General features: G+C 68.6%; 13 protein-coding genes. 6 read left to right on the top strand and 7 right to left on the bottom strand.

The window, feature by feature from the left end:
- Positions 1 to 58 precede the first annotated feature (58 nt).
- Positions 59 to 958 (top strand): LysR family transcriptional regulator, encoded by a 900-nt coding sequence (locus C8D87_RS34370; protein WP_109633949.1) that lies wholly within the window; start codon positions 59 to 61, stop codon positions 956 to 958.
- An 11-nt stretch (positions 959 to 969) separates the two neighbouring features.
- On the opposite strand, the gene C8D87_RS34365 is transcribed toward C8D87_RS34370, so the two are convergent.
- Genes C8D87_RS34365 through C8D87_RS34355 form a run of 3 tightly spaced genes read right to left on the bottom strand, consistent with a single transcriptional unit; the run spans position 970 to position 3873 of the window.
- Positions 970 to 2058 (bottom strand): winged helix DNA-binding domain-containing protein, encoded by a 1089-nt coding sequence (locus C8D87_RS34365; RefSeq protein ID WP_112229894.1) that lies wholly within the window; start codon positions 2056 to 2058, stop codon positions 970 to 972.
- Positions 2055 to 3158: an epoxide hydrolase family protein gene (locus C8D87_RS34360; protein ID WP_215732574.1), complete on the bottom strand. Its 1104-nt coding sequence runs from the start codon at positions 3156 to 3158 to the stop codon at positions 2055 to 2057. The genes C8D87_RS34365 and C8D87_RS34360 overlap by 4 nt, the downstream gene beginning before the upstream one ends.
- A 43-nt stretch (positions 3159 to 3201) precedes the next feature.
- Entirely contained in the window at positions 3202 to 3873 is a 672-nt protein-coding gene (locus C8D87_RS34355; protein WP_109635182.1) for a FadR/GntR family transcriptional regulator, read from the bottom strand.
- A gap of 105 nt (positions 3874 to 3978) precedes the next feature.
- Between C8D87_RS34355 and C8D87_RS34350 the strand changes: the two genes are divergently transcribed.
- Both C8D87_RS34350 and C8D87_RS34345 read left to right on the top strand, forming a co-directional pair.
- The gene (locus C8D87_RS34350) at positions 3979 to 5166 is read left to right on the top strand and encodes an MFS transporter (RefSeq protein ID WP_233442437.1); all 1188 of its coding nucleotides are present in this window, start codon (positions 3979 to 3981) and stop codon (positions 5164 to 5166) included.
- A gap of 161 nt (positions 5167 to 5327) precedes the next feature.
- Positions 5328 to 5732 carry a VOC family protein gene (locus C8D87_RS34345; protein ID WP_112229892.1) on the top strand — a complete coding sequence of 135 codons (405 nt, stop codon included), beginning with the start codon at positions 5328 to 5330 and terminating at the stop codon, positions 5730 to 5732.
- On the opposite strand, the gene C8D87_RS34340 is transcribed toward C8D87_RS34345, so the two are convergent.
- The 3 genes from C8D87_RS34340 to C8D87_RS34330 form a co-directional block, all read right to left on the bottom strand.
- Positions 5729 to 6142 (bottom strand): NADPH-dependent FMN reductase family protein, encoded by a 414-nt coding sequence (locus tag C8D87_RS34340; protein ID WP_112229890.1) that lies wholly within the window; start codon positions 6140 to 6142, stop codon positions 5729 to 5731. The genes C8D87_RS34345 and C8D87_RS34340 overlap by 4 nt on opposite strands.
- A gap of 65 nt (positions 6143 to 6207) precedes the next feature.
- Entirely contained in the window at positions 6208 to 7581 is a 1374-nt protein-coding gene (locus tag C8D87_RS34335; RefSeq protein ID WP_112229888.1) for a mycothione reductase, read from the bottom strand.
- Between the two features lie 105 nt (positions 7582 to 7686).
- Positions 7687 to 8214 (bottom strand): YbhB/YbcL family Raf kinase inhibitor-like protein, encoded by a 528-nt coding sequence (locus C8D87_RS34330; protein ID WP_112229886.1) that lies wholly within the window; start codon positions 8212 to 8214, stop codon positions 7687 to 7689.
- Between the two features lie 201 nt (positions 8215 to 8415).
- Between C8D87_RS34330 and C8D87_RS34325 the strand changes: the two genes are divergently transcribed.
- From C8D87_RS34325 to C8D87_RS34315, 3 genes are all read left to right on the top strand, one after another.
- A complete protein-coding gene (locus tag C8D87_RS34325; RefSeq protein WP_407656873.1) occupies positions 8416 to 9072 on the top strand; it encodes a polysaccharide deacetylase family protein in 657 nt (218 codons plus the stop codon).
- 25 nt (positions 9073 to 9097) lie between these two features.
- Positions 9098 to 9541 carry an AMIN-like domain-containing (lipo)protein gene (locus C8D87_RS34320; RefSeq protein ID WP_146771952.1) on the top strand — a complete coding sequence of 148 codons (444 nt, stop codon included), beginning with the start codon at positions 9098 to 9100 and terminating at the stop codon, positions 9539 to 9541.
- 64 nt (positions 9542 to 9605) lie between these two features.
- Entirely contained in the window at positions 9606 to 10076 is a 471-nt protein-coding gene (locus C8D87_RS34315; protein WP_112229882.1) for an AMIN-like domain-containing (lipo)protein, read from the top strand.
- Between the two features lie 65 nt (positions 10077 to 10141).
- Here C8D87_RS34315 and lon read toward each other — a convergent pair whose 3' ends face one another.
- Complete coding sequence (gene lon, locus C8D87_RS34310; protein WP_109633930.1) at positions 10142 to 12490, bottom strand: endopeptidase La; 2349 nt, start codon at positions 12488 to 12490, stop codon at positions 10142 to 10144.
- Positions 12491 to 12570: the final 80 nt, after the last annotated feature.

The raw sequence follows: 12570 nt of genomic DNA, 5'->3' as shown, positions 1-12570 counted from the left end.
TGGGCTAACTATTAAGCACCAGTTCCGTTTTCTAAGCTCGTGGGTTTAGCATTGCTACATGCTTGATCTGGGTAGGCTGAAGGCACTGCACGCCGTGGCTGCATACGGCACGGTCGGCGCCGCGGCGGATGTGCTCGGTTACACCCCGTCCGCGGTCTCTCAGCAGATCGCCAAGCTGGAACGCGAGACCCGCACCACGCTGCTGGAACGGCAAGGCCGCGGTGTCCGCCTCACTGATGCCGCGCTCCTGCTCGCCGACACGGCGGGGCAGGTCCTCAAGCTGGTCGAAGAGGCCGAGGTGGCCCTGGAGGAACAACGCGGCACCGCGATCGGCCGCTTGTGCGTCGGTTCGTTCGCCACGGCCGCGCGAGGCCTGCTGCCGGACGTCCTGGTCGGCCTGGGCGAGCAGCACCCGGCGTTGGACGTCCGGCTGACGGAGCTCGACCCACCCGAAGCAACCGAGGCGGTGGCGCGCGGTGAACTCGACCTCGCGATCGTCCACGACTGGCAGAACACGCCGTTGCCGGTACCGGAGTCGTTGTCGCGCATGGCCATCTGCGAGGACATCGCGGATGTGCTCATCCCCGAGGTGAACCCCTTGTCGCAGCGGGAGTTCCTGGAGCCAGCGGACCTGGCTGGTGCGCGGTGGATGTGCCAGCCGGAGGGGTCGATCTGTCACGACTGGCTGGTGCGGACGTTCCACGCGGCGGGTATCGAGCCGGAGCTGGCGTACCGGATCAACGAGTACCGCACGCAGTTCGCGTTGCTGGCCAACGGGATCGGGGTCGCGCTGATCCCGCGGCTGGGCAGGGGAGAGGTGCCGGACAACGTCCGGGCCGTGCCGTTGCGGCCGACCCCGACGCGGCGGTTGTACGCGGTGTGGCGGACTCAGGCGTCGCGGCGGCCGGCGATCACCGCCGCTCTGGACGTGATCAGGCAGGTCGACCTCGCACGCTGAGCGAGGACGCACTAAGGGGCGGCGATCACGTGCTCCTTCTTGGGCACCATCACCTTCAGCACCGCCTCGGCCTCGCGGACCACGCCCTTCATGTCCTTGGCCGAGGTCCTGAAGTAGGGCTCGATCGTCAGCGTCGCGGTGTCCTTGGTCTCGGCGATCGACCAGGTGCCGCGCACGAACCCGTCGACGAGGAACGTCGGCGGGAAGACCCCGTTGCGGACGGCGCCCCACCGCGACCGCGCCTCCTCGTTCATGATCCGGGTCCGATCGGCGTGCCCGAGCAGCACGTTGTCGAACGAGGGCAGCAACCGTGCCGGCGCAGGGGTGTCCTCGGAAACGATCACGCCGTCCGGCACGTCGAGCAGCACCTTGCCCGCCTCGTTGCGGTACTCAACGAGATCCAGGCCTGCCGCGTGCGCCTTCAACCCGGTCAGCCGCGACCACGCCTGCATGTCCGCGAGCGTCGCCGGCCCGAACGCCCGCAGGTACCGCTCGACCAGCTCCGGCACCGCGGCCTCGGCCGGCAGGTCCCGGCCGAGCCAGGTGGCCATCGCGACGTTCTGCGGAACTCCGCCCACGCCCCAGATCCCGCGCGGCGGCACCTGGACCATCGGCACCAGCATCTGCGCCTGCGTTGACAGCTCGCGCGCCTTCGCCTCGGGGAAGTGCTCCGCCAGGAACGCGCCGATCTCCGCGACCGTGCGGGGTTCGGTGTCGACGTATTCGCGGGTGATGCGCGCGAGCTTGTCCAGGTCGATCTCGACTCGGCCGGCCGGTGGCATCGCGACCTTCGCCCACTTGTTCAGCTCCGGCTGCAACGCCGTGCGCATCAGGTGGACGTCGGACGCCGAGATCAGGTGCAAAGTGCCGCGCCACAACGTCATCCGCACCAGCGAGCGGTCGAGGACGAGCTTGCTCAGCGCGTCGAACGAGAACGGCTTGAGCCGCGTCCAGAGTGCGAGGTACGGCGGCACGGGCGCCTGGGCCTGGAGACCGCCGAGGTGCTCGACGGCCTCCACGACGGGCATCGCCCTCCGCTCCAGCAGCATCTGCCGCGCCAGGAGCGTCCGGTTGAGAGTGCGGTTCGAAAGTGTGATCACAGCGACCCGAAGAACTTCCTGATGTCTTGGACCAGCAGGTCCGGCTCCTCCATCGCGGCGAAGTGGCCGCCGCGGTCGAACTCCGTCCAGTGCACGATCGTGGGGATCATCTTCTCCGCCAGTGACCGCACGGGCGCGCTGAGGTCGTGCGGGAAGACCGCCACGCCGGTCGGTACCGTCGTCGGCTGCTGCTGACCCCACGACGCGGACTGTTCCTTGTACAGCGCCGCCGACGAGCCCGCCGTGCCGGTGAACCAGTACACGGACACGTTGGTCAGCATTTGGTCGCGGTCCACGGCGTCCTCGGGCAGGCCCTCGTTGTCCGTCCAGTCGTGGAACTTCTCCGCGATCCACGCCAGCTGCCCGACCGGCGAGTCCGTCAGCCCGTAAGCGAGCGTGCGCGGCCGGGTGCGCTGGACGTGCATGTAGCCGGAGAGCTCCTTCTGGTAGCGGTCCAGCGACTCCAGCGCCTTGAGCTCTTCCGGCGTGAGGTCGTTGACCCCCTGCGGCCGGAACGTCTGCAGCATGTTCACGTGCACGCCCACGACCTGCTCGGGGAACACCCGGCCGATCTCCTGCGCGATGCCGGAACCCCAGTCGCCGCCCTGCGTGCCGTACCGCTCGTAGCCCAGGCCCTCCATGAGCTTCGCGAACGCCCACGCGATGCGCAGGACGTTCCACCCCGTCTTCCGCACCGGACCCGAGAAGCCGAAGCCGGGAAGCGACGGGATGACCAGGTGGAAGTCCTCCGACAGCGGCCCGATCACGTTCAGGAACTCGACGAACGAGCCCGGCCAGCCGTGGATCAGCAGCAACGGCAAGGCGTCGGGCTTTCGCGACCGCACGTGCAGGAAGTGGACGCGCTGGCCGCTGATCTCGGTCGTGAACTGCGGGAAGGAGTTGATCCGCGTCTCCTGTGCGCGCCAGTCGAACCCGTTCGCCCAGTACTCGGCGAGCGGGCGCAGGTAGGTCAGCGGGATGCCGTAGGACCAGCCGGCACCCGGCAGGTCCTCCTCCGGCCACCGCGTGTTGCTCACGCGTGCGCGGAGATCGTCGACCTCGGCCTGCGGGATCTCGATGCGGAACGGCGTGATCTCCATGGCCCCCACGCTATGAGCTCATGCGGACAGGTTCAGTCCGCGATCAGCAGAATTTCTCGATCAGCTCCTCGAAGAACCCGCCCGCCTCGATCGCCGCCTTCTCCTGGTCGCCGTCCCGCACCGCGTGCAGCAGCCCGGTGTGCGACACCTGGTCACGTCCAGGCTGGCTGGTGTCGACAGATGCCGCCACCGAAGCTTTGACCGCCTCGGTCAAGCCCTGGTAGAGCTCGGCCAGAAGCGTGTTGTGCGAGCACTGGACGAGCAGCACGTGGAACGCGGTGTCGTGCTCGATCACCTCGGCCCACCGCTCGGCCTCCATCGCCGCGTCGCGCTTGTGCAGCAGCTCGGTGAGGCGCGCCAGCTCGGCGTCGGTGCGGTGCTTGGCGGCCAGGCGCGCGCCCTCCATCTCCAGGGTGCGCCGGACCTCGAGCACCTCCTTGAGCTCCGTCCCGCACATGCGGCGGACCGCGCCGGAGATCTCGCTGGTCGCGCGGACGAACGTGCCGTCGCCCTGGCGCACCTCCAGCAGGCCGGCGTGCGACAGCGCCCGCACGGCCTCGCGAACCGTGTTCCGACCCACCCCGAGCGCGGTGACCAGCTCGGGCTCGGGCGGGATGCGCTGCCCGACGGGCCATTCGCCGCTGGTGATCGCGCCCCTCATCTGCTCGATCACCTGGTCGACGAGGCCTGCTCGCCGGGTAGTGGCCAACGGCACAGCGTCATCCTTTCATCCGAACATCCTACGTCTGCGATAGTGGTGCCCGTGACGATTCGACAGACGACTGTTGCCGCACAGACTGCCACCGATCGAGGTCGCAGGGTGACGGTCGTCAAGAATCGTCACGTTCCGCTGGTCGGGTCCACGCTGCTCGCGATCGGGGTCGCCCTCGCGGCGGCGAATCTCCGCCCTGCGGTGACCAGTCTGGCCTCGGTGCTCGGTGATGTCCGCGCCGCCCTTGGGGTTTCGGCCGCTTGGACCAGCGCGTTGACGGCCGTTCCGGCGCTTTGCTTCGGCTTCGCGGCGTTCGCGGCCCCCTGGCTGGGTCGCCGCCTCGGCATGGCACGTGCGATCGGACTGTCCTTGGGGGTGCTCACGCTCGGCCTGGTGCTGCGCGTGATCGACGGTCCGTGGGTCGTGCTGGGCGGCACCTTCATCGCGTGTGCGGGCATCGCGGTGTCCAACGTCCTGATCCCCGTGGTGGTGAAGGCGTCCTTCCCCACCAAGGTCGGTCTGATCACCGGTGTCTACACGGGAACGCTCGCCGCGGGTGCCGCGCTGGCCGCCGCTCTCACGCCGCGGCTGGAGGACCTGCTCGGCTCGTGGCGCCTCGCTGTCGGTGCGTGGGCGCTGCTGTCGCTGGGCGCGATCGTCGTGTGGTTCGCCGGCGCCCGCCACGGGGCCGAGTCGACGGTGGTCCGTTCGGTTGCTCCCGCCGGGAAGCGGTCGTTGCTGCGCAGCCCGCTCGCCTGGGTGATCACCGTGTTCTTCGGCCTGCAGTCGCTGTTCGCCTACACCGTCATGGGCTGGCTGCCCGCCATGCTCGTGGACTCCGGGGTGGACCGGAACACCGCCGGCATGCTGCTCGCAGTCTCGATGCTGCTGAGCGTCCCGGTCAGCCTGTTCGTGCCGCCGATCGCCGCGCGCTTCTCCAGCCAGGGGCCGATGGTGCTGGCGCTGGGCGTGCTGTCGTTTGCGGGCATGCTCGGGATGCTGGTGGCGCCGGCTTCTGCTCCTGGCCTGTGGGTGGTGCTGATCGGGTTCGGCATGGGCATGTTCCCCTTGGCCCTGCTCGTGATGTCGCTGCGCACGAAGTCCACTTCGGACACCGCGCGGCTCTCGGCCATGGCGCAGAGCCTCGGTTACCTGATCGCGGCCACGGGGCCGTTCGCGTTCGGCCTGCTGCGTGACGCCACGGGTTCGTGGACGGTTTCGCTCGTGCTGCAGCTCGTGCTGCTCGCCGCGCTGACCGGACTGGGCATGATCGCCGGCCGGCCGCGGTACATCTAATGGTGTGGCCCGGAACGTTGCCGGGGAATTCGCGGTCAGACGGGTGCATCGGTGCCGCGAGGTGCCCTGCTGAGCGTGAATCACCTCGCCAACGTTCCGGGACGCGCCACTGGTCAGGAATCGAGAAGCGCCGCATCTGCGCTGGTCCTAGCGTTGTCGGCATGGACATCAACATTCACGCCACGTTCCTCCCGCACACCGACCCCGACGCCTCGCTGGCGTTCTACCGCGACCTGCTCGGCTGGCAGGTTCGCGGCGACGTCGGCAAGGGCACGATGCGCTGGATCACGGTCGCCCCGGCCGGGTCGAGCTCTTCCGTCGTGCTGGAACCGCCGGCGATGGCCGAGGGCCTCACGGACGCGCAGAAGACCGCCATCGCCGAGATGATCGAAGGCGGCTCGTACGGCTACATCCAGCTGTCCACGCCTGACCTCGAGGGCGTGTTCGACAAGCTGCAGGCGGGCGGCGGCGACGTCGTGCAGGAGCCGGCCGATCAGCCGTGGGGTGCGCGTGACTGCGTGTTCCGCGACCCGGCCGGCAACAACGTCCGCATCATCCAGGTCTAGTTGGAAGCGAAACCGCGGTGCAGCACCGTGAGCTGATCGGCGAGGTAGCGGGCCCATGCCTTCGACCGGTTCCAGTCCGGTGCCGCACCGTCGAAGCTCACCGGCCCGTTGGCCCCCAGCTTCCGCACCATGCGGGTGACATCGTTCGGTACGGGCGGAATGCCGCGATGGAACAACCACACGGGTGTGCGTCTGAGGGAAACCTTGTGCCGCCGCACGAACCGATGAGCATCGCGTGCGGCGGCGTCGCCCATGATCACGGCACCGAACCCGTGCAGCGTGTCGGCGGCGGCGACGGAGAGCACGGTGACTCTCAGCCCGCAGCCGGCGAGTTCGGTGCCGATGATCTGGGCGATCTCGTCGGTGGCGGCGATCTTCGAGGTGTACGCGACGAGGACTCTGTCGGTCATCGCTGCATCCTGCTCGGTCAGCGAGACCGGCGGCAGCGGCGGAAGTCCCTGCCGAGCAAGGCCTTTCAGTCCAGCGGCAGGTTGAGCAGAGCGTTCTCGACCAGTTCCGGCATGGCCGGATGGATCCAGTACTGCCCACGTGCCATGGACTTCGCGTCCAGCCCGAAGCTCATCGCCTGGATGAGCGGCTGGATCACCGTCGACGCCTGCGGCCCGATGATGTGCGCACCCAGCAGCTGTCCGGTGGCGGGATCCGCGAGCAGCTTCGCGAAACCGGTCGTGTCCTCCATCGCCCAGCCGTACGCGATGGACGCGTAGGCCTGGCTGGCGGTGACGTACCGGATTCCCTTCGCCTTGGCCTGTTCCTCGGTCAGCCCGACGCTCGCGATCTGCGGGCTCGAGAACACCGCGGCCGGCACGAACCGGTGGTCGCTCTTGATCTGGTCGTCCGGGTTGAGCAGGTTGTGCTGCACCACGCGCGCCTCGTGGTTCGCGACGTGCTTGAGCTGGTGGTCCGAGCTGATGTCGCCCAGCGCCAGGATGTGCTGCTGGCTGGTCCGCTGGAACTCGTCGACCTTGACGCGGCCGTCGTCGTGCAGCTCGACACCGGCCTTGGCCACGTCGAGCAGGTCCGTGTTGGGCTGCCTGCCGATCGCGACGAGAAGCTGGTCCGCCTCAACGGTTTCCGCACCGTCCGGGCCCTCCATGTGCAGGCGCACACCGGTTTCGGTCTTCTCCGCGCGGATCGTCTTGCGCTGCAGGCGGACGTCCCACTTCGTCTTCGCGACGTCGGTGAACCGCTGGGCGATCTCCAGGTCCTCGTGCCGCAGCAGCAGGCCTGAGCGCGCGATCATGGTGACCTTCACGCCGAAGCTGCTGAACACGTGCGCGAACTCGGCGGCGATGAACCCGCTGCCCAGGATGATCAGGCTCTCCGGCAGCTCGTCGAGCCGCATGATCGAGTCGCTGGTGTGGAAGCCGGTCGTCTCGATGTCGGCGATCTCGGGGATCGTCGGCCTGCTGCCCGCCGCCACGACGATCCGGTCGGCGGTGATGGTCTCGCCGGTTCCGGTGTCGATCGTGTGCGCGTCGATGAACTTCGCCGTGCCCTCGTAGACCGTGACGTTCGCGTTCTCGTTGGCGCGCCAGTTGCGGCCACCCTCGGCGATCGGGTCGATGCGGCCGAAGATGCGGTCGCGGATCTGCGGCCAGTGGACCGCGTCGAGGTGGGCGTCCACGCCGAGCTTCTTCGCGCCCGCAGGCGCCGCGGCCTGGTCGGCGGTGTGGACGAACATCTTGGTGGGGATGCAGCCCACGTTCAGGCAGGTGCCGCCGAACGTCCCCTTCTCGAGGATGGCGATCTGCCAGTCCGCCATCGCCTCGTTCGGGATGGAGTTGCCGGAGCCGGTACCGATGATGACCAGGTCGAAGTGCCTCACGTGTCGATCCAACCACCTCGGCCGCGGCGGTGTTCCCGGATGAGGTGTTACGCGGGCCTTACGAGCGGCCCGGCGCACCGGGGCAGGTGCGCCGGACCGGCCCGCTCAGTGCTGGTAGGTCGGCGTGATGATCGCGCGCGCCAGCGTGTGGAACGCCAGGTTGAAGCTGACGACCGCCGGTGAGGCGTCGCCGTCCACGTCGAGCTTGTCGACGTCGACCGCGTGCACCACGAAGTAGTAGCGGTGCGGGTGGTCGCCCTTGGGCGGTGCCGCGCCGCCGAACGCGCGCGTGCCGTAGTCGGAGCGCACGTGGAAGGCGTCACCCGGAAGTGTCGCGTCCGAGGCGCCCGCACCGGTGTCCAATGAGGTGGTGGTGACGGGGAGGTTCACGGCCACCCAGTGCCAGAAGCCGGAGGGGGTGGGAGCGTCGGGGTCGAAGCAGGTGACCACGAAACTGCGCGTCTCGGCGGGGAAGCCGGACCACGAGAGCTGGGGTGAGGTGTTCCCGCCCTCGAAGACCTGGGCGTCGGGGAGCTGTTCGCCGTCGCGCACGTCCGCCGAGGTGACGTCGAAGGTGCCGACCTTCGGGAGCAGCTGGTAGGGGTCGGGAGCGACTGGGCGCTCGAGGCTCATCGGATCTCCTCCTCTTTGTGATCAGTTCGAGCCTATCCCCGTGCAACCTTGCAGACCTGCGCGACGTCTTCCGCGTGGAGGGGGAATTCGATGTCCAGGTTGCGGCTCTTTGCTGCGTTTGTGCTGGTTGCCGGGCTGGTGTCATGTGGACAGCCGGCCGGTGAGCAACCGGGCGGGCCCGTTCTCACGACGTCCTCGCCGGTGCCCACGACCACGTCCGAGAAGCCGAAGCGGATGTTCGAGCCGCCGTACACCTACGGCACGGTGCAGGCCCACGCGCCCGCGACCGTCGACGGCATGGTGCCCGTGGTCACGCGCATTCCAACCGACAAACCGTACGTGTTCATCACGATCGACGACGGCGCGGTGCAGCACCCGAAGGCGCGCGAGCTGATGATCAACGCGGGCGTGTGGCCGTCGCTGTTCCTCAACACGAAGTACGCCGAGGGGCACAAGGACTACTTCAAGGAACTGCCGGCCACGATCCACAGCCACACGTCCACTCACCCGAACATGCAGGGCAAGCCGTTCGAGTTCCAGAAGCACGAGATCTGCGGCAACGCCGACTTCCTCGCCGCCGACTACGGCAGGCGCCCGACGCTGTTCCGGCCGCCGTTCGGCAACTACGACGAGAACACCCGCAAGGCCGCCGCGAGCTGCGGGTTCAAGGCGCTGGTCAACTGGACGGCCGCGGTCAACGACGGGCGCGTGCAGTTCCAGCAGGGCGACAAGCTCAAGCCGGGCGACATCGTGCTGATGCACTTCCGCACGACTTTCGTCGAGGATTTCACCGCGTTCCTGAACCGTGCCAAGCAAGATGGACTGACTCCAGTGCCACTGGAGGACTTTCTGGGGTAGCAGGACCGTGAAGTGGGGGATCTTCATGAAGCGAATCGCAGCAGCGCTCATCGCCGCGGGGATGGCGTTGAGCGTCGTTCCGGCGGCATCAGCGGCCGACCACGCACAGCTGACCAACGTCCGGACGGAGCGCCAGCCGACGTTCGACCGCGTGGTGTTCGACCTGACGGGCGGCAAGCCGCAGGACAGCGTCCAGCCCATCGCCGAGCCGGTGAGCTGCGGCTCCGGCAAGCCGATCACGGCGAAGGGCGTGGAGTTCCTGGAGGTGCGGCTGCAGCCGGCCGACGGGCACTCCTACACGGGGCCGCGCAACATCACGACGGGACTGGGGACCGCGCAGAGCGTCGTGTTCACGTGCGACTTCGAGGCGGACCTGTCGATCGCGATCGGTGTGGGGCACCGGAACGCGACCTACGAGGCCTACTTCCAGGACAACCCCCTCCGGTACGTGGTCGACATCAAGCACTGACGCAACTGTGTTCCGAGTCACACGTCTGATTGAGTATCAAGGAGCCCTGAGAGGGGGCACGAAGATGAACAGACGTCTGGTCGCGGTGTTGGTGGCAGTGCTGACGGTCTTCACGTTCGTCCCGCTGGCGTCGGCGCAGAGCACGCCCACGCTGTCGAACATCAGGACCGGCCAGCACCCCGGCTTCAGCCGGGTGGTGCTGGACCTGTCCGGCCTGCCGACGGAACACCGGGTCCGCGAGGTCACCAGTGTCGCGAACTGCGGTTCCGGCAACCCGGTCGACATGCCGGGCAGCACGGAGATCCTCGCGGTCACCCTCATCGGCGCCGCCGCGCACGACGACAACGGCAACCCGACCTACACCGGGTCGCGGAACTTCGCGACGCCCAACCTCAACCCCGTCAACAGGGTCGCGCTCACGTGCGACTTCGAGGCCACGCTGGGCATCGCCGTCGGCTACACCAATGCCAACGCCTGGCACCGGGTCTTCACGCTGACGAACCCGAACAGGCTCGTCATCGACGTCGGCCTGTAAGCGGAAAAGCCTCGTGGGGCAGTAGTCGCCGCTACTGCCCCACGAGGGGTTCCAGCTGGAAACCGTTACGCCGCAACGGTGGCAACGGCCTCCTTCGAGAGCGCGTGCTCCAGCACCTCGGCCACGTCCGAGACGAAGTGCACGGTCAGCTGCTCCCGCACCGACTCCGGCACGTCCTCCAGGTCCGGCTCGTTGCGCTGGGGCAGCAGCACCGTCGTGATGCCCGCGCGGTGGGCGGCGAGCAGCTTCTGCTTGACGCCACCGATCGGCAGCACCCGGCCGGTCAGCGAGATCTCACCCGTCATCGCCACGTCCGAGCGCACCGGGCGGCCCGACAGCAGCGAAGCCAGCGCCGTCGTCATCGTGACGCCGGCCGACGGACCGTCCTTCGGCACCGCGCCCGCCGGCACGTGGATGTGCACTCCACGGCCTTCCAGGGCCGCCGCCTTGTCGTCGTGCGAACGCAGGTACGACAACGCGATCTGCGCGGACTCCTTCATCACGTCGCCCAGCTGGCCGGTCAGCGTGACGCCGGACGCGCCGGTGTCCTTGGGGGCCAGCGAGGCTTCGATGAACAGCACGTCGCCACCGACACCCGTGACGGCCAGACCCGTTGCCACACCGGGAACCGAGGTGCGCTCGGCTGACTCCGGCGTGTTCTTCGGGCTGCCGAGGTACGACTTCAGCGACGGCTGGTCGACCGTGACGGGCAGCTCCGAGTCGCCCAGCGCGACCTTCGCGGTGACCTTGCGCAGGATCCGCGCGAGGGCCCGTTCCAGTTGCCGCACACCGGCTTCCCGCGTGTACTCGCTCGCCAGCTGGTGCAGCGCGGGCTTGTCGAACGTGACGTCCTCGGGTTCGAGGCCGGCGCGTTCGATCTGCCGCGGCAGCAGGTGCTCACTGGCGATCGTGACCTTCTCGTCCTCGGTGTAGCCGTCGAGCTGCACCAGTTCCATGCGGTCGAGCAACGGCGCCGGGATCGACTCCAGCACGTTCGCGGTCGCGAGGAACACCACGTCCGAGAGGTCGAGCTCGACCTCCAGGTAGTGGTCGCGGAACGTGTGGTTCTGCGCCGGGTCCAGCACCTCGAGCAACGCCGCCGTGGGGTCGCCGCGGTAGTCGGAGCCGACCTTGTCGATCTCGTCGAGCAGCACGACCGGGTTCATCGAACCGGCCTCGCCGATCGCACGGACGATCCGGCCCGGCAGCGCGCCGACGTACGTGCGGCGGTGACCGCGGATCTCGGCCTCGTCGCGCACGCCACCGAGCGCCACGCGGACGAACTTGCGACCCATCGCCCGTGCCACGGACTCGCCGAGCGACGTCTTGCCGACGCCGGGAGGGCCGACGAGAGCCAGCACGGCGCCGGAACGACGTCCGCCGACGACGCCCATGCCGCGGTCGGCACGACGCTTGCGCACGGCCAGGTACTCGGTGATGCGCTGCTTCACGTCGTCCAGACCGGCGTGGTCCGCGTCGAGCACCTCACGCGCGGCCTTGATGTCGTAGGAGTCCTCGGTCCGCTCGTTCCACGGCATCTCGAGAACGGTGTCGAGCCACGTCCGGATCCAGCCCACCTCGGGCGACTGCTCGGAGGTGCGCTCCAGCTTGTCGACCTCGGCCAGCGCGGCCTTCTCGACCTTCTCCGGCAGGCTCGCGGCCTCGACGCGCGCCCGGTAGTCCTCCTGCTCGGAGGCCGGCTTGCCGTCGAGCTCGGCCAGCTCCTTGCGGATCGCGGCCATCTGCTGGCGCAGCAGGAACTCCCGCTGCTGCTTCTCGACGCCTTCCTTGACGTCCTTGGCGATCGTCTCGTTGACGTCGAGTTCGGTCAGGTGCGCCTGACCCCACTCGACGAGCTTCTCCAGCCGGGTGGTGACGTCGCTCGTCTCCAGCAGCCAGATCTTCTGCTTCTCGTCGAGGTAGGAGGCGTAACCGGCGAGGTCGGCCAGCGCCGACGGGTCGCTGATCTGCTGCACCGAGTCGACCATCTGCCAGGCGCCACGCGTCTGCAGGATGTTCGTCACGAGCGCGCGGTACTGCTTCGCGAGCTCCCGCGTCCGGTCGGTGATCGGGGACTCGTCCGCGATCGTCGAGTTCACCCACAGCGCCGCGCCCGGCCCCGTCGTGCCCGTGCCGATGCGCACGCGCTTGGTGCCGCGCACGACGGCGGCGCGCTCGCCGCCGGGCAGGCGTCCCACCTGCTCGATCTCGGCCAGTGTGCCGACCGAGGCGTACTTCCCGTCCAGACGCGGGACCAGGAGCACTTGATGATTTGCCGCGGTCGTGGCCGCGTCGACGGCCGCGCGGGCCTCGGCGCTGGCGTCCGCACCGGAGATGCGGATCGGCACCACCATGCCGGGGAGCACCACAACGTCGTCGAGCGGCAGCACCGGCAGGGCCAACGTCTCGCCCATCACATCACCCTCCAAAGTTGAGTCTGTACCGCTCAACCAACTGGAGCGTGGTGGTGTTCCCTTCAGGTGTTCGCTGTCAG

Origin of the sequence: Lentzea atacamensis (genome assembly GCF_003269295.1) — a bacterium.
In the GTDB taxonomy this organism is placed as follows: Bacteria; Actinomycetota; Actinomycetes; order Mycobacteriales; family Pseudonocardiaceae; genus Lentzea; species Lentzea atacamensis.
The sequence above is the reverse complement of the archived record's forward strand: the minus strand, read 5'-3'. Positions and strand labels throughout refer to the sequence as shown.